The organism is Mycolicibacterium sp. SMGY-1XX (assembly GCF_059132455.1).
Genome location: NZ_CP101139.1, coordinates 4,823,555 through 4,840,444 on the forward strand (window position 1 = coordinate 4,823,555; position 16,890 = coordinate 4,840,444).

14 protein-coding genes are annotated in these 16,890 nt (G+C 65.9%); 7 read left to right on the forward strand and 7 right to left on the reverse strand.

Going from position 1 to position 16,890, the window contains the following annotated elements:
• Window positions 1–70 precede the first annotated feature (70 nt).
• Entirely contained in the window at window positions 71–1,456 is a 1,386-nt protein-coding gene (locus NL241_RS23225; RefSeq protein WP_494395161.1) for an L-serine ammonia-lyase, read from the forward strand.
• Between the two features lie 123 nt (window positions 1,457–1,579).
• Here the strand turns inward: NL241_RS23225 and NL241_RS23230 are convergent, their stop codons facing one another.
• The 5 genes from NL241_RS23230 to NL241_RS23250 form a co-directional block, all read right to left on the reverse strand.
• The gene (locus tag NL241_RS23230; protein WP_494395162.1) at window positions 1,580–2,128 is read right to left on the reverse strand and encodes a hypothetical protein; all 549 of its coding nucleotides are present in this window, start codon (window positions 2,126–2,128) and stop codon (window positions 1,580–1,582) included.
• Between the two features lie 470 nt (window positions 2,129–2,598).
• A complete protein-coding gene (locus NL241_RS23235; RefSeq protein WP_487687338.1) occupies window positions 2,599–3,729 on the reverse strand; it encodes an aromatic ring-hydroxylating oxygenase subunit alpha in 1,131 nt (376 codons plus the stop codon).
• A gap of 48 nt (window positions 3,730–3,777) precedes the next feature.
• Window positions 3,778–4,947 carry an NAD(P)/FAD-dependent oxidoreductase gene (locus NL241_RS23240; protein WP_487687335.1) on the reverse strand — a complete coding sequence of 390 codons (1,170 nt, stop codon included), beginning with the start codon at window positions 4,945–4,947 and terminating at the stop codon, window positions 3,778–3,780.
• A complete protein-coding gene (locus NL241_RS23245) occupies window positions 4,947–5,306 on the reverse strand; it encodes a bifunctional 3-phenylpropionate/cinnamic acid dioxygenase ferredoxin subunit (RefSeq protein WP_487688113.1) in 360 nt (119 codons plus the stop codon). Before NL241_RS23245 ends, NL241_RS23240 begins: the two co-directional genes overlap by 1 nt.
• A gap of 318 nt (window positions 5,307–5,624) precedes the next feature.
• Window positions 5,625–7,187: a BCCT family transporter gene (locus NL241_RS23250; protein ID WP_494398372.1), complete on the reverse strand. Its 1,563-nt coding sequence runs from the start codon at window positions 7,185–7,187 to the stop codon at window positions 5,625–5,627.
• A 560-nt stretch (window positions 7,188–7,747) separates the two neighbouring features.
• Between NL241_RS23250 and NL241_RS23255 the strand changes: the two genes are divergently transcribed.
• From NL241_RS23255 to purU, 4 genes are read left to right on the forward strand one after another with little or no spacing between them, the layout of a single operon-like run.
• On the forward strand, window positions 7,748–10,207 hold the full coding sequence (locus NL241_RS23255; RefSeq protein WP_494395163.1) for a GcvT family protein: 2,460 nt from the start codon (window positions 7,748–7,750) through the stop codon (window positions 10,205–10,207).
• On the forward strand, window positions 10,204–10,821 hold the full coding sequence (locus tag NL241_RS23260; RefSeq protein ID WP_494395164.1) for a cyclodeaminase/cyclohydrolase family protein: 618 nt from the start codon (window positions 10,204–10,206) through the stop codon (window positions 10,819–10,821). The genes NL241_RS23255 and NL241_RS23260 overlap by 4 nt, the downstream gene beginning before the upstream one ends.
• The gene (locus NL241_RS23265; RefSeq protein ID WP_494395165.1) at window positions 10,818–11,693 is read left to right on the forward strand and encodes a bifunctional 5,10-methylenetetrahydrofolate dehydrogenase/5,10-methenyltetrahydrofolate cyclohydrolase; all 876 of its coding nucleotides are present in this window, start codon (window positions 10,818–10,820) and stop codon (window positions 11,691–11,693) included. The genes NL241_RS23260 and NL241_RS23265 overlap by 4 nt, the downstream gene beginning before the upstream one ends.
• Window positions 11,690–12,538 carry a formyltetrahydrofolate deformylase gene (gene purU / locus NL241_RS23270; RefSeq protein ID WP_494395166.1) on the forward strand — a complete coding sequence of 283 codons (849 nt, stop codon included), beginning with the start codon at window positions 11,690–11,692 and terminating at the stop codon, window positions 12,536–12,538. Before NL241_RS23265 ends, purU begins: the two co-directional genes overlap by 4 nt.
• A 235-nt stretch (window positions 12,539–12,773) precedes the next feature.
• Here the strand turns inward: purU and NL241_RS23275 are convergent, their stop codons facing one another.
• Entirely contained in the window at window positions 12,774–13,448 is a 675-nt protein-coding gene (locus tag NL241_RS23275; RefSeq protein ID WP_487687322.1) for a GntR family transcriptional regulator, read from the reverse strand.
• 98 nt (window positions 13,449–13,546) lie between these two features.
• Window positions 13,547–14,215, reverse strand: a complete 669-nt coding sequence (locus NL241_RS23280; RefSeq protein ID WP_494395167.1) for a GntR family transcriptional regulator — start codon at window positions 14,213–14,215, stop codon at window positions 13,547–13,549.
• A 110-nt stretch (window positions 14,216–14,325) separates the two neighbouring features.
• On the opposite strand from NL241_RS23280, the gene glyA reads away from it, so the two are divergent.
• Window positions 14,326–15,663 (forward strand): serine hydroxymethyltransferase, encoded by a 1,338-nt coding sequence (gene glyA / locus NL241_RS23285; protein ID WP_494395168.1) that lies wholly within the window; start codon window positions 14,326–14,328, stop codon window positions 15,661–15,663.
• Complete coding sequence (locus tag NL241_RS23290; RefSeq protein ID WP_487687314.1) at window positions 15,660–16,889, forward strand: sarcosine oxidase subunit beta family protein; 1,230 nt, start codon at window positions 15,660–15,662, stop codon at window positions 16,887–16,889. Before glyA ends, NL241_RS23290 begins: the two co-directional genes overlap by 4 nt.
• Window position 16,890: the final 1 nt, after the last annotated feature.

Consider the following 16,890-nt stretch of genomic DNA (forward strand, 5'->3'; position numbering starts at 1 on the left):
CCAGCTGGCCTACCGTGGACTCAGCATTGATATATCAACTGTCGATCAACAAGCCGAGGACGGTGACCGCATGACGATCAGTGTGTTCGAGCTGTTCTCGATTGGCATCGGCCCATCGAGTTCGCACACCGTGGGACCCATGCGCGCCGCCGCGCGGTTCCTCTCCGATCTGCACACCCTCGGCGCCTTCGACGACGTCCGGGACATCCGTGTCGACCTGTACGGCTCGCTGGCCGCCACCGGAGCGGGTCACGGCACCATGACCGCTGTCCTGCTGGGGCTGGAAGGACTTCTGCCGGAAGAGATCAGTACCGAGCAGATGGAGCGTCGGGTCGACGCCATGCGCGCCACCGGCCGGATCAACTTCGGTGGGGCCCGCGAAATCGCGCTCACCGAGGGTGATTTCATTCTCCGGCCGCTGACCATGTTGCCGTTCCACCCCAACGGGATGACCATCACCGCGCTGGGGCCCGGTGGCACCGAACTGCACCGGGAGACGTACTTCTCGGTGGGCGGCGGGTTCGTCGTCACCGAGGCCGAGAGCCGCGAACCCGCCACCGTCGCAGCCACGTCGGCACACGGTTTCGGCTCGGCCAAGGAGCTGCTGGAACTGTGCCACCAAAAGCGTTGCAGCGTCAGCGAGCTGATGCTCGAGATCGAGACTGCCAGCAGAAGTGAGGCCGAGATCCGCCGGCGGCTGCTGCACATCCGCGACGTGATGGTGGAATGCGAACAACGCGGTATCGCCCGCGACGGCTTGCTGCCGGGCGCACTGCGGGTCCGCCGCCGCGCCAAGGACTGGTATGAACGCCTCAGCGAGGAAGACCCGCAACGGCTTCCGGAGTTCGCCGAGGACTGGGTGAACCTGGTGGCGCTGGCCGTCAACGAGGAGAACGCCTCCGGCGGGCGCATCGTCACCGCGCCCACCAACGGCGCGGCCGGTATCGTCCCGGCGGTGCTGCACTACGCCATGCACTACACCCCCGCGGGCAGGAAGGACAGCGACGAGACCACGGTGCGCTTCCTGCTCGCCGCCGGCGCCATCGGCTCGCTCTACAAGGAACGTGCGTCCATCTCCGGGGCCGAGGTCGGCTGCCAGGGCGAGGTGGGCTCGGCGGCATCGATGGCGGCGGCGGGCCTGGCCGAAATCTTGGGCGGCACAACCGAACAGGTGGAGAACGCCGCGGAAATCGCCATGGAGCACAGCCTCGGCCTGACCTGCGATCCGATCGAGGGCCTGGTCCAGATTCCCTGCATCGAGCGCAACGCCATCTCAGCGGGTAAAGCCATCAACGCCGCACGCATGGCGCTGCGCGGCGACGGCACCCACCGGGTGAGCCTCGACCAGGTGATCGAGACCATGCGCACCACCGGCGCGGACATGAGCTCCAAGTACAAGGAGACCAGCACCGGCGGCCTGGCCGTCAATGTGCCGGTGAACTTCATCGAGTGCTGACGCGCCGCCAATTCTGAACCCCACAACCCAAAAGCAACCGCGCTTCGGTAAGAGGGCATTGGCCTCGTACCAAGCACCAGCGTGCCGAACGAGGACCAGAATTGACACCCTGGCGACCGCCGGTCAGGGCGTAAACTCAACACCACCAGGAAAGGCGACGAGATCCACTTCGTCCATCCCAACGGTGAATGAGTCCGTCGAACCTATACACCAGCAACGAGCAAACGCACGCTGGACAACCTGCGCTGGGAAATTCCCGTCCCATTTGGTTCCTGAACCGTCTTGGGCGAAGTAGTAGTACCAACGGGTGCCCGTAGGGTTGGCGCGGTCTGCACTTTGCCCGCTCGCAAGATTGATCCAACCCAGAACTTCCCACGGATCACCACACTCTGCCTGGCATTCGTGTCGAGCGCGGCCGTAGGCAACAGAGATAGACCTGCCGGTCGAGTTCGTGAATCGAACTGCGGTGACGGCGCGGGGCGTCGCCACGGCGGCTCCCGGGGTGAGTTCACGCGGACTACCCAGGGCATCACCATGAGTGGTTTCGTACTCTTCGACCGCCGATGTTCGGAGTCGCAACGGGACATTGGTGCCGGGCCCCACCCGTAGCCGCGGTCCCACCGCAAGCGCTGATGCAGCCTCATCGCCGATCTCGAGCTTTTCGTCGGCCATTGCTTCCTCCTAAGGTTTGCGTGCTGCTGTGACTGACAACTCGACACTGCTCTGCGTGTCGGCCGATCTCATGGGTAGGGCACTACCTCCTTTCCACCGCCTCCTATGCGGACGTGGGCTCGTCGGGGAATTCGAAGCTGGGATAGTCCGCTTCTCGCGACCTCCGGCTCGGCTGTTCGTAGCGCTGTGGGGGTCCGTCCACGAGAGAACGGGTTACAAATGATTGACAAGCCAACGATTCGTGCAGGATCCAGACGCAGATCGAGAAGAGATCCGTAGAGCGACGGAGAACACGAACATCTGGTCCGAACCCAATGCCGCGCCGGCAGAAATCGAGAACGCCCGTCGGTTGAACGCACGAGTCCTCCGGTCGAGGTGGAGTTCAAGTCAGAGCCCGCCGGTTCTGAACTGACACAACCCAAAAGCAACGGCTCCGGTTTTCAACCGGAGCCGTTGCCGTGTCAGGTGACTCAGTGGGCGATCTTGGCCTTCAGCCAGTCGTGGAAGGCGCCGATGTGGTGCTCGCTGGGCACCAGCACACCGCCATTACGGTAGGTGCGCGAATCCATCGCCGGCTGGCAACGCTCGCAGGCGTCGAAGTCCTGCTGGTTGACCCGGTGGAACAGTTCCACCGACCGGCTCACGTCGCGGCCCTGTTCGACCACATGCGGCAGGTACAGCCAGTCGCACTCGACGACAGTGTGGTCAGCGGCCAGTGGGAACATCCGGTGCACGATCACATGGTCGGGTACCAGGTTGACGAACACCTGCGGACGCACGGTGATGGCGTAGTAGCGACGATCCTGATCTTCGGTGACGCCGGGGATCGGGTCCAGTCCTTCGGACCCGTCGACGGTGAATCCCTTGACGTCCTCGCCGAATTCAGCGCCGTGACCAACGTAGTACTGCGCGGCGTAGCCGTCGGCGAACTCCGGCAACACCTCGGTGAGCTCGGGGTGGATGGTGGCGCAGTGGTAGCACTCCATGAAGTTCTCGATGATGAGCTTCCAGTTGGCCTTCACGTCGTAGACGATGCGCCGACCCAGGCTCAAATCCGCGATGTTGTAGTGGTCGATGGATTCCACATCGCCGAGCCGTTCGACGATCTCCTGCATCACGGTGTCCTCGAACGACGGCGGTTCGTCGGCCAGGCACACCCACACATAGCCCAGCCACTCGCGCACCTGGATCTTGGCCAGGCCGAAATCGGTGCGGTCGATATCGGGCATCTTGGTCAGGTTCGGCGCCGCGATCAGCTTGCCGTCCAGATCGTAAGTCCAAGCATGGTAGGGACATTGGAACGCGCGCTTGACCTCACCGGATTCTTCGGTGCACAATCGGGCACCGCGGTGGCGGCACACGTTGTAGAAGGCGCGGATGTCCCCCTTGCGTGACCGGGTCACCAGTACGCTCTCGCGACCCACCTGCACGGTCTTGAACGCGCCGGGCTTGTCGAGGTCCGCCGACCGGACCACGCAGAACCACATCGCCTCGAAGATCTTCTCCTGCTCCAGGGAGAAGACTCCCGCATCGGTGTAGTAGTGCCCGGGCAGGGTGGAGATGAGGCTCTCCGGCAGGCTCGGGGCTGCAGCGGTGGTCATTTGCGTATGGCTCCTAGGGGTTTGCTGGTGGGGGGCTGATGCAATAGGTCAGACGGGTGCCGGTGTGGCCGCGATCTGGCGACGCAACCGGTTGAACAGGCGAGGCTGATCCACCGCGAGAACGGCGACCAGCCGGCCGTCGCGGCGGTAAGTGGCGACAAAGCAACGTGTTTCGCAGTCGCCTTCTTCGATGGTGACGACATCACCAGGCCGGGCGATACCGGCGAACTGGATGCGGGCGCCGTACTGGTCGGACCAGAAGTACGGGGCCTTGGCCGCCGCCCCCTGGTGCGCTCCCCCGGCGAGCAACGCGGACACCGCGATCGCGGGCCGCTCGAGCGCACCGGTCCAGTGTTCGACACGGTGCACGGCACCGACCGACGGGTCATACCACGCGGCGCAGTCGCCGACGGCCACCACGTTGGGGATGGCGGTCTCGCCGCCGGCGCCGCAGACGACACCGTTGCCGAGCTCCAGTCCACTACCTTGCAGCCACTCGATGTTGGGGATACCACCGATGCCCACCACCACCACGTCGGCCGGCAGGGTGCGTCCGTCGGCGAGTTCGACACCGGTCACCCGGTCGACGCCGACGAGGCGGGACACCCCGACACCGCACACCAGTGTGGTGCCGTGATGTGCGTGGGCGCCGGCGATCACACCGCCCAGTTGCTCGCCGAGCTGCACCGCCAACGGAGCCGGCGCGGCCTCGACGACGGTGACCTCCATACCGAGCTTGCGGGCGGTCGAGGCGACTTCGGCGCCGATGAAACCGGCACCGATGACCACCAGGCGCGCGCCGGCCTGGAGATCGGCGCGCAGGGCGATGGCGTCGTCGATGGTGCGCACCACGTGCACACCGGCGAGCGCCTCGGTACCCGGCCAGCGCCGCGCGCGGGACCCGGTCGCCAGCACCACGCCGTCGGCGGTGATGCGCGAACCATCAGCCAGTTCGATTGCCCCGGAACGGCAGTCGAGTCCGACGGCGGCGGAACCGAGTATCCAGTCGGCCTGCAGATCGTCGTCGTCGGCCTCCAGCGCGAGGTCGGCCTCGCTCAGGGACCCAGCCAGGAACTCCTTGGACAGCGGCGGCCGGTCGTACGGGCGGCGCGCCTCCTCACCGATCACCGAGAGGCGACCTTCGAAACCTTGCGTCCGCAAAGCGCGCGCAGCCGACAGACCGGCAAGTGAGGCACCGACGATGGCGACGTGCTTCATCACTTGACTCCCTCACCGAGCCGGGCGCGGATATCCGGCGGCAGGTTCGGCTTGTCGGTGCTGAGTTCGACATGGATGACGCCGTCCTGGATCTCGACAGTGTGGGTGCGCACGGGCAGCTTGGCCGGCGGCGCATCCACGGCACCGGTACGGAGGTCAAAACGCGAGGCGTGCAAGGGGCATTCGACCTCGCACCCCTCCACCCAGCCGTCGGCCAGCGACGCGTCCTGGTGCGAGCAGGTGTCGTCGATGGCGAACACCTCGCCGTCCTCGGTGTGGAACACGGCAATCGGCGGCTCGGTGGGCACGCGACGGGCTTCTCCGGGCGGCAGGTCGGCCAGAGGACAGATCTCGAGCATCTGCGGACCTTTCAATTGAAGGTTGTGGTGCGTGCTGCGCAACAGACTCGTATTACGCAACAGTGTGGTGGCAGTCATAAACTCTGTCAAGTGGTGAAAAAGGTCACTTTGCCGGGGGAAATCAATTTGCGTAACGATGTCGTTGAATGCAATTTTCACGCTTCGTGGGGCAAACGATCACCTGGGATTGAACGCGATAAATGGGCAGTCAGCAACTCGGAAATCGCGCCGTAACAGTCGAGCTATTGACATGTGTTGACTTTGCCGGAAAACGCGGCGAAAGGGGCGGCCCGGGCTGGCGCCGCCCCTTTCGAATCACTACTGCTTCTTGATCAAGTGCTTGCGCGGCAGGTCGGTGACAAGCGGGTCGCGTTTGATGTCGAGATAAAACGACACACACATCCCGATCATCACCACCACGAACGGTGCGGCCACGATGATCGTCATGGTCTGCAGACCGTTGAGGGCGTCATTCCCGCCGGCCCACAGCATCAGCACGGCCACCGCGCCGGTGCTCAAGCCCCAGAACGCCACGGCCCACCGGGTGGGATGCAGACAGCCCCGTTGTGACAGCGTTCCCATGACCATCGACGCCGCGTCGGCGCCCGACACGAAGAAGATGGCCACCAGCGCCATCACCAGCAGCGACGACAGGGCTGCCAGAGGCAGGTTGCCGAGCATGCCGAACAGTGTCGACTCCGGCTCACCGGTGCCGTAGAGATCGATGCCGTCACGCTGCTGGCCGATCCCCGAGCCGCCGAACACCACGAACCACAGCAGGCTCACCGTGGTGGGGATGAGGATGACACCGATGACGAACTGCCGGATGGTGCGCCCCCGGCTGATCCGGGCCAGGAACATCCCTACGAAGGGGGTCCAGGAGATCCACCACGCCCAGTAGAAGATGGTCCACGACGACAGCCAGGTCTTGGTTTCGGCGCCGGCAGCCGCGGACCGTGCCGACATCGACGCCAGGTTGGCGGCGTAGTCACCGAGTGCGGTCGGCAGCAGATCGAGGATCAACACCGTCGGGCCGGCAACGAACACGAACACGGCCAGCGTCAGCGCCAACACCATGTTGATGTTGGACAGCCACTGGATTCCGCGGGAGATGCCGGACACCGCGGAGGCCACGAATGCCAGCGTCAGCAGAGCGACGACCCCGACGAGCAGCAGCGTGCCCGCGTGACCGACCCAGCCCAGAACCTCGATGCCGGAACCGATCTGCAATGCGCCCAGACCGAGCGAGGCGGCAGTACCGAACATGGTGGCGAAGATCGCGAGAATGTCGATGACCTTGCCTATCGGACCCTCGACGCGCTTACGCCCGAACAGCGGGGTGAATGCCGAGCTGATGAGCTGGCGCCGCCCCATCCGGTACGTGCCGTAGGCGATGGACAGACCGACCACGGCGTACATCGACCAGGGGTGGAAACCCCAGTGGAACAGCGCGGTGGCCAGCGCCGTCCCGGCTGCCGAATCAGCAAGTCCCGGTGGTGGATTGACGAAATGGGTCAGGGGCTCGGTGACGCCCCAGAAGATGAGGCCGATCCCCATACCGGCGCTGAACATCATCGCGATCCAGCTGACGGTGTGGAACTCCGGTTTCTCGCCGTCCTTGCCCAAAGGGATCCGGCCGTATCGGCTCACCGCCAGCCATACTGCGAACAGGACGAAGCCGGTGGCCGACAGGATGAAGAGCCAACCGAGGTTGCCCACCACCCAGTTCAGGATCGAGGACATGGTGGCGTTGAAACCGTCGGAGGCGATCAGACCCCAGGCCAGGATGGCGATGACGATCGCGGCGGTGACACCGAAGACCAGCCAGTCGGTCCTCGGGCGTTGTGAGTGAAGGGGAACGTCCGCCGACTCCGGTTCCACGCTGCAACTGGCATTGGGCGTGGCTTCGAAGGGCGTGAGGACGTCGGTTTTTGTTGTCTTCTCGTGTTGTGCTGTCACTTCAGACTCCTGAGGCGTGAACGCCTGCGTTGAATCGGGTGGACCGGTGGTCCGACTACGGGCTGAGTGGAGGCCGGCGCGGGCACGGTGTGAGGGGTTCGTGTCCGGATCGGCGGTGGCGGGGTGCGACGCGGGCAGTACTTCCTCTCGCCGGCCTGCGCGACACCTGGATTGCGGGTGCGCCACGAGACGCAGATCACAATCTCGCTGATATATTAGACCGCGTCAATCTGATACGCGACTGCTAGACAGAACTTTCACAGGAACGAAATCCTGGCGTAACGCCATAACGGCGGCGTTTTTGTCTCACATAGCGCATCAGTTGCACAAAGAGAACCAAAGGGTTGACCGCACCACCGTCCGCATCGTAGTTTTGATATATCAGCTGTCGATCAATATCCGAATCATGGAGTTCCACTCTCGGCCGCCCGGCCCCCAGGCTCTACGAGTCGCTCGACCACCCCAGCTAGGAGAACCAAGGCATGGCATCACCGCGTGTAGTGATCATCGGTGCCGGCATCGTCGGCACCAACCTGGCCGACGAGCTCACCGCCCGTGGATGGGACGACGTCACCGTCGTTGATCAAGGGCCGCTGCCCCTGACCGGCGGTTCGACCTCGCACGCTCCCGGACTGGTGTTCCAGACCACCCCCTCGAAGACGATGACCGCGTTCGCCAGCTACACCGTCGAGAAGTTCCTGTCGCTGGACGTCGACGGCCAGTGGTGTTTCAACCAGGTCGGCGGCCTGGAGGTCGCGACCACCGAAGCCCGGTTGGCCGAGCTGCACCGCCGGCAGGGCTGGGCCACCTCATGGGGCGTCGAGGCTCGGGTGATCGATCCGGAAGAGTGCGCCAAGGTGCATCAGCTCCTTGACCCCAAGCGCATCCTGGGCGGCTTGTATGTCGAGACAGACGGATTGGCGAAAGCGTCGCGTGCTGTCGTCGCGCTGGCCCGCCGCGCGCAGAGCCGTGGCGCGGTGTTCCAAGGCTCGACAACGGTCCTGGGCATCGAGCACAGCGGCGGCAGGGTCACCGGGGTGGCCACCTCGGGTGGGGTGATCCCCGCCGACTACGTGATCTCCTGCGGCGGCTTCTGGGGTGCCGCCCTCGGCGAGCTGATCGGCATGGACGTGCCCCTGCTGCCGTTGGCACATCAGTACGCCAAGACCAACCTGATCCCCGAACTCGCCGGCCGCAACAGCGAGTCGACCGAGGCCGGCTTCCCGATCCTGCGCCATCAGGATCAGGATCTGTACTTCCGTGAGCATGTCGACCGCCTCGGCATCGGCTCCTACGCCCACCGGCCCATGCCCGTCGATGTCCGTGAGTTACCCGCCGGCAAGATCACCGCTGACAACATGCCCTCGATGCTGGCGTTCACCGAAGAGGACTTCGCCCCGGCGTGGGAGCAGTGCAAGAAGCTGCTGCCCTGCCTGGAAACCGCCACTGTCGCTGAGGGTTTCAACGGCATCTTCTCCTTCACTCCCGACGGTGGACCGCTGATCGGCGAGTCCCCCGACGTGGCGAACTTCTGGATCGCCGAAGCGGTGTGGGTGACCCACTCCGCCGGCGTGGCCCGTGCCGTCGCTCAGCTGCTGACCGACGGCCGCTCCGAGATCGAGCTGCACGGCTGCGACGTCCACCGCTTCGAGGAGGTGGAGCTGGATCCCGATTTTGTCAGCACCACCTCCCAGCAGAACTTCGTCGAGATCTACGACATCCTGCATCCGCTGCAGCCGCGCGAGACACCGCGGGATCTGCGGGTCAGCCCGTTCCACACCAGGCAGAAGGAACTCGGGGCGATGTTCCTGGAGAGCCACGGCTGGGAGCGGCCGCACTGGTTCGAGGCCAACGCCGCACTGCTGGAACAACTTCCAGAAGAGTGGCAGCCCCCTGCCCGCGACGACTGGGCGGCCAAGTTCCACTCCCCCATCGCCGCCGCCGAGGCCTGGAAGACCCGCACCGCGGTCGCGATGTACGACATGACCCCGCTCAAGCGGCTCGAAATCTCCGGGCCCGGCGCGCTGGCGCTGCTGGAACGCCTCACCACCGGCAAGATGGACAAGTCCGTCGGCTCGGTGACCTACACTCTGGCACTTGACGGAACCGGCGGCGTCCGAAGCGATCTCACCGTCGCCCGGCTGGCCGACGACCTCTTCCAGGTGGGCGCCAACGGCAACCTCGATCTGGACTACTTCCGCCGGAAGGCGCCCGCCGACGGCAGCGTCACCATCCGCGACATCACCGGCGGCACCTGCTGCATCGGGCTGTGGGGTCCGCGAGCACGCGATCTGGTCACGGCGCTGAGCCGCGACGACTTCAGCAATGAGTCCTTCAAGTACTTCCGGTCCAAGCAGGTCCGCATCGCCGGCGTCCCCGTCACCGCCATGCGGCTGTCCTACGTCGGCGAGCTCGGCTGGGAGCTCTACACCACCGCCGAACACGGCCTGCGCCTGTGGGATGCACTGTGGGCCGAAGGACAGCGCCACGGTGTCATCGCCGCCGGCCGCGCCGCGTTCAACAGCCTGCGCCTGGAGAAGGGCTACCGCGCGTGGGGCACCGACATGACGACCGAGCACAACCCCTATGAAGCGGGTCTCGGCTTCGCGGTGCGGTTGCAGAAGGACGGCTTCATCGGACGCGACGCGCTGGACGGCATCTCCGCTGAGACGGTCAGCAAGAAGCTGGCCTGCCTCACCATCGACGACGGACGGACCGTGGTCCAGGGCTCCGAGCCGGTGTTCCTCGACGGCGAACCGGTCGGCTACGTCACCAGCGCGGCTTTCGGGCACACCGTGGGCACTCCGATCGCCTACGCCTGGCTGCCCGCGGGCGCCGGCGTGGGTGCACAAGTGGAGATCCAGTACTTCGACCGCCGCGTCACCGCGACCGTGGCCGCAGAACCATTGGTGGATCCCGAGATGAAGAAGATCCGGTCATGACCGACACCGTTGTCGACTATCTCGAGTCCCTGGCCGCCAAGGTGCCCGCCCCCGGCGGCGGCGCGGCGGCGGCACTGCACCTCGCGCAGGCAGCGGCGCTGGTGAGCATGGTGGCCAGGTACACCAGCGGACTCAAGTACGCCGAGCACCAGGAGCTGGTGACCACGATCTGCGCGAACGCCGATGCCGTACGCGCGCAGGCACTTCGGTTGATGGACGACGACATGACGGCATTCAACGGCGTCATCGCGTCCTACAAGCTGCCCAAATCCACGGCAGAGGAAGCCGAGGCCAGGGCGGCGGCCATCAGCTCGGCAGCGACCTACGCCGCGGCCGTGCCGGTCGAGGTCGCCGAGGCAGCCGCCGCCGTGCTCAGCCAGGCCGAGGAACTGCTTCCCGTGGCCAACCGCAATGTGATCAGCGATGTCGCCGCGGCCGCCGATGCCGCCCGCGCCGCCGCGACCACCGCCCGGGTCAACGTCGAGATCAACCTGCCCAGCATCGCCGAGCCCGGCACTCGCGAGTCACTGCTGGACCGGATCTCCGTGGTCGACAGTCTGACCTCACGCGCCGACGACATCACCGCCCGCGTCCGAAAGGCCCTCACCGCATGACCAGAGTTCTCGACGGCAAACAGCTCTCGGCGAGTATCCGCGCGGAGGTCAGCGACCGCGCCGCCGACCTGGCCCGTCTCGGCATCCAGCCCAAGCTCGCCGTCGTCATGGCCACCGGCGACGAATCGACCGCGTGGTACGTGCGGTCCATCGCGGGGGCCGCCAAGAAGGCCGGAATCGCCTGCGAGATCGTGGATCTGGGCCCGGCCGCCACCGATGCCGATCTCTTCGCCTCGCTGACCGCACTGAGCCACGACCCCGACGTCCACGGCATCATCCTGCAGACGCCGTTGCCCGTCGGCACCCACCTGGCGGCCCTACGTGACGCCATCGCACCGGAGAAGGACATCGACGGCGCCAACCCGGTCAGCCTCGGCCGCCTGCTGGCACAGCAACCGTGCTTCGCGCCGGCCACCGCGCAGGCAGTGATGACACTGCTCGATCATCACGGCATCGAACTGCGCGCTCGCAACGTCACCGTGGTGGGCCGCTCCATTGTGGTCGGTACCCCCGTGGCCAACATGCTGGTGCAACGCGACGCCACCGTCACACTGTGCCACCGGCACACCGCGGACCTGGCCGTCAGCACCCGGGCCGCCGACATCGTGGTGGTCGCCGTCGGGATCCCAGGGCTGGTCACCGATCACCACATCGCCGAGGGCGCCATGGTGATCGACGTCGGAACCACCGCCACCGACGACGGCCGACTGCTCGGTGACGTCGACGCCGATTCCGTCGACGGACGTGCCGGCGGGTTGACGCCGGTCCCGGGCGGCGTGGGGCCGGTGACCACCGCCTTGCTGCTCGCCAACACCGTCACGGCCGCAACCACTCTCACCACTCGCTTGTCAGTACTCCAGGAGACCTCATGACCCAGCACTTCACCCTGACCCTGAGCTGCCCGCAGCGGCCCGGCATCGTCCACGCCGTGAGCTCCTTCCTGTTCTCCCGGCGCTGCGACATCGCCGAACACCAGCAATTCGACGACACCGGCAGCAAGGCCTTTTTCCTGCGCACCCGCTTCCTCTGCGCCGACGACACCGACGCGGCCCAGTTGACCGAGCAATTCCACACCGTCGCATCAGGATTCGACATGTCGTTCCGCATCGACGATGACAGCCTGCCCCGGGTGGTGGTGATGGTCTCGAAGATGGGTCACTGCCTCAACCACCTCATCTTCCGTTGGCGCGCAGGCACACTGGGTGGGGACCTGGTGGCCGTGGTGTCCAACCACGAGGTGCTTCGGCCGATGGCCGAGGCGGCGGGCCTGCCCTTCGTACACATTCCGGTGACGCCGGCCACCAAGCCCGAGGCCGAAGCCGAACTGCTGGCCCTCGTCGATGAATACCGGGCCGACCTGGTGGTGCTGGCGCGCTACATGCAGGTGCTGTCCGACGACGCCTGCCAGGCACTCAAGGGCCGTGCCATCAACATCCATCACTCATTCCTGCCCGGCTTCAAGGGCGCCAAGCCGTATCACCAGGCCTACGATCGCGGCGTCAAGCAGGTGGGTGCCACCGCCCATTACGTGACACCCGATCTGGATGAAGGTCCGATCATCGAGCAGGAAGTCATCCGCATCGACCACTCCTACGACCCGCACCGGCTGGCCACCGTGGGGCAGGACGCCGAAGCGCTGGCACTGTCGCGGGCGGTGCGCTGGCACTGTGAGAACCGCGTGCTGTTGCACGGGCACCGCACTGTCGTCTTCAGCTAGGACATCACCCCCGCGCGACCTTCCCCCGCACACGGATGCACCGCCGAGGGAGAGCGGCGACAGCTCAGGAGCAGCCCTGGCTGAGCGGCAGCCGTGGGAAGGTCCGAATCGGGCGGCCCTCACTCCATGAGGGCCGCCCGGTTTCGGGTGTGCGGCTGAACCCCCTCAGCGATCGAGTGTCACTGTATGGCGGGAAATCGCGTCAAAACCCGCCACACAGTGACACTCGATCACGTCAGACAACCGCGCGCACCGACTCCTCGAAGCCGATGACGTGATCGCGGGCGATGTCGGCCGCGGCGTCCCCGTCACCACTGGCGATGGTCCGCAAGAGATTGGTGTGCTCACCCACGTGGCTGGCCACGGTGGGCAGGCGATCCAGGAACAGGCAGAAGATCCGGGTGGCCAGGTTGTCGTAGCGCACCAGGACGTCCTCGAGATGCGGATTGCCGGCGGCCCGGTAAATGGCGCGGTGCACGCTGAGGTCCCACCGCATCAGTTCGTGACGGTCGATGTGGGCGACATCGAGCGCACCGGTCTGATCAGCCAGCTCCAGCAGGTGCTTGCGGATCTCCGGGGACGCGGATTCGGCGGCGGTACGGGCGGCGACGGGCTCGAGGTTCACCCGGATCTGCGAAATATGGCGCAGGTCAGCAACATCCACGCCGGTGGCAAAGGTGCCGCGGCGGGGGTAGGAGACAACCAGGCGATCGGCTTCGAGCCGCTTGAGGGCTTCGCGCACCGGAGTGCGTCCGAATTGCAGTTGGGTGGCCAACTCGCTTTCGACGATCGCCTCATTGGGCCGGATGTCGAGCATGATGAGCTTGTCTCGGATCGCGATGTAGGCGCGATCGGCGAAGGACATACCGTCGGAATCGGTGTCGAAGATCTCTATGCCCGGAACGCTCACGACCCAGATTCCTTCCACCGCAGACACGTGTCACGACGATGATATATCAGTATGCGCCCCGGAGTGCACAACACCTCGCAGGTTTGCCGACGAAGCGCTCAGAGCAAGGCCCGGATGGCCCTCTCGAATCCGGTCACGTGGCGCAGCGTCAACTCCGCGGCACGCTCGGCGTCACCGGCGATGATGGCCTCCAGCAGCGCGGTGTGCTCCCGGACGTGGCCGGCCACATCAGGCAACCGGTCCAGGAACAGACACCAGATGCGGGTGGCGTGGCCGTCGAGACTGATCAGGATCTGCTCCAGATGCGGGTTCCCCGAGGCCTCGTAGATCGCGCGGTGCACATGCACGTCGCGCCGCAGGACGTCGCGCGGGCTGTCGGCGTCGTCGATCGCGGCGATGATGTCGATGAGGTGCGCCAGCCGCGCCCGCGCGGCGGGGGTCGCCGACCGGGCGGCGCGCGCCGCGGCGGTGGGTTCGAGTTGTTTGCGGATTTCGGAGATGTCCGCCAGATCGGTGATGTCGACGGCCGCGGCGAACGTGCCGCGGCGCGGATAGGCGATGACCAGGCGTTCCCGCTCGAGCCGTTTGAGCGCCTCGCGCACCGGCGTCCGGCCCAGACCGAGTTCGTCGGCGATCTGCTCGTCGTTGATGGGTTCACCCGGGCGAATGTCGAGCAGCACCAAGCGTTCTCGGGTGACCTCGTACGCCCGGTCGGCGTTGCTCTCCGCGCCGGCCTCGGCACCGTTGATCAGATCCGTCACGGTCATCGTCGCCTGCCCCTTTCCGAACCACCCATTGACGTGGTCGCCGTGTGATCTTATCCTAATCGCACATTGATATATTAGTTCCGTTGATCTGGAATGTCAGGAAGGCATACATGACCCTCCACACCGCCGCTCTCGACCGCGGGGCCAACCCGATACTCGGGGAGTCACTGGCCGACCTCGATCCCGCGGTGCACAGTGCCATCGCCGCCGAACTGGCCCGCCAGGAGAACACGCTGGAGATGATCGCCAGTGAGAATTTCGCCCCGCTGGCGGTGATGCAGGCCCAGGGATCGGTCCTGACCAACAAGTACGCCGAGGGCTACCCGGGACGCCGCTACTACGGCGGCTGCGAGCACGTCGACGTCATCGAGCAACTCGCCATCGATCGGCTCACCAGCCTTTTCGGCGCCAAATATGCGAATGTGCAACCACATTCGGGGGCTCAAGCCAATGCGTCGGCGATGGCTGCGCTGTTGTCACCCGGCGACACCATCCTGGGCCTGGCGTTGCCGCACGGCGGACACCTGACCCACGGGATGAAACTCAACTTCTCCGGCAAGCTCTACGACGTCGCCGCCTACCACGTCACCGAGGACACCCACCTGGTCGACATGGCCGAGGTCGAACGCCTGGCCCACGAACGCAAGCCCAAACTGATCATGGCCGGCTGGTCGGCCTACCCGCGCCAGCTCGACTTCGCCGAATTCCGCCGCATCGCCGACGAGGTGGGCGCCTACCTGATGGTGGACATGGCCCACTTCGCCGGCCTGGTGGCCGCAGGGCTGCACCCGTCACCGGTCCCCCACGCTCACGTCGTCACCTCGACCACCCACAAGACCCTCGGCGGCCCGCGCGGCGGCATCATCTTGACCAACGACGAAGCCCTGGCCAAGAAGTTCAACTCCTCGGTGTTCCCCGGCCAGCAGGGCGGCCCGCTGGAGCACGTCATCGCCGCCAAGGCGGTGTCGTTCAAACTCGCCGCCGAGCCCGCCTTCAAAGAACGCCAGCAGCGCACCCTCGACGGCGCCCGGATCCTGGCCGAGCGGCTGCTGCAGGCCGACTCTCGCGCCGCCGGCATCAGCGTGGTCTCCGGGGGCACCGACGTGCACCTGGTCCTGGTTGATCTGCGCAACTCCGAACTCGACGGCAAACAGGCCGAGGACCGGCTGCACCAGGTGGGAATCACGGTCAACCGCAACGCCGTTCCGTTCGATCCACGCCCGCCGATGATCAGCTCCGGTGTGCGGATCGGCACCGCGGCGCTGGCCACCCGCGGCCTGGACCTCGAGGCGTTCGGTGAAGTGGCCGACGTCATCAGCCATGCGCTGCGACCCGAGGCCGACGACGTCGCGCTGAGCGCACTGCGCGACCGGGTGACCGAGCTGGCCCGCCGCTTCCCGCTGTACCCGAGCCTGAAGTCGGCCTCTTCGAAGGAGATGGCACTGTGAAGACACCACCCGGAGCACACCTTCCCGACCACCCCGACTTCTTGTGGCGCACCCCCGAGCCGAAGAAGTCCTATGACGTGGTGATCGTCGGCGGCGGCGGGCACGGCCTGGCCACGGCCCACTACCTGGCCAAGAACCACGGGATCACCAATGTCGCTGTACTGGAACGTGGTTGGCTGGCCGGCGGCAACATGGCGCGCAACACCACCTTGATCCGCTCGAACTACCTGTGGGACGAGAGCGCCCTGATCTACGAGCATGCCCTGAAATTGTGGGAAGGCCTCGAAGAGGACCTCGAGTATCCGATCCTCTTCAGCCAGCGCGGTGTGTTGAACCTCGCCCACAGCCTGCAGGACGTCCGCGACAGCGTGCGGCGGGTCGAGGCCAACAAGCTCAACGGTATCGACGCGCGGTGGGTGGACCCCGACGAGGTCAAGAAGCTGTGCCCGATCGTCAACGTCTCCAGCGACATTCGTTACCCGGTGCTGGGTGCGACGTATCAGCCGCGGGCCGGTATCGCCAAACACGACTACGTGGCGTGGGGTTTCGCCCGGCGCGCCGACGAAGCGGGTATCGACATCATCCAGAACTGCGAAGTCACCGGCTTCACCACCGACGGTGACCGGGTGACCGGTGTGCGCACCACCCGCGGCGACATCGCCGCCGGGCAGGTCGCCCTCTGCGCGGCCGGGCACACCTCCACCCTCACCGACATGCTGGGTATTCGCACACCCCTGCAGAGCCACCCGCTGCAAGCACTGGTCTCCGAACTGCTCGAGCCGGTGCACCCGACGGTCGTGATGTCGAATGCCGTGCACGTCTACGTCTCTCAGGCCCACAAGGGCGAGCTGGTGATGGGCGCCGGCGTCGACTCCTACAACGGGTACGGCCAGCGCGGGGCGTTCCACATCATCGAACGCCAGATGGCCGCGGCGGTGGAGCTGTTCCCGATCTTCGCCCGCGCGCACCTGCTGCGCACCTGGGCCGGGATCGTCGACGTCTGCCCCGACGCCTCACCGATCGTCGGGCGCACCCCGTACGAGAACCTGTACCTCAATGCGGGTTGGGGCACCGGCGGTTTCAAGGCCACCCCCGGGATCGGCTGGTGTCTGGCCGACACCATCGCCCACGACCGGCCACACGAGTTCATCGCCCCATTCAGCCTCGACCGCTTTGTCACCGGCGCGCTGGTCGACGAACACGGTGCCGCCGGCGTCGCACACTAGG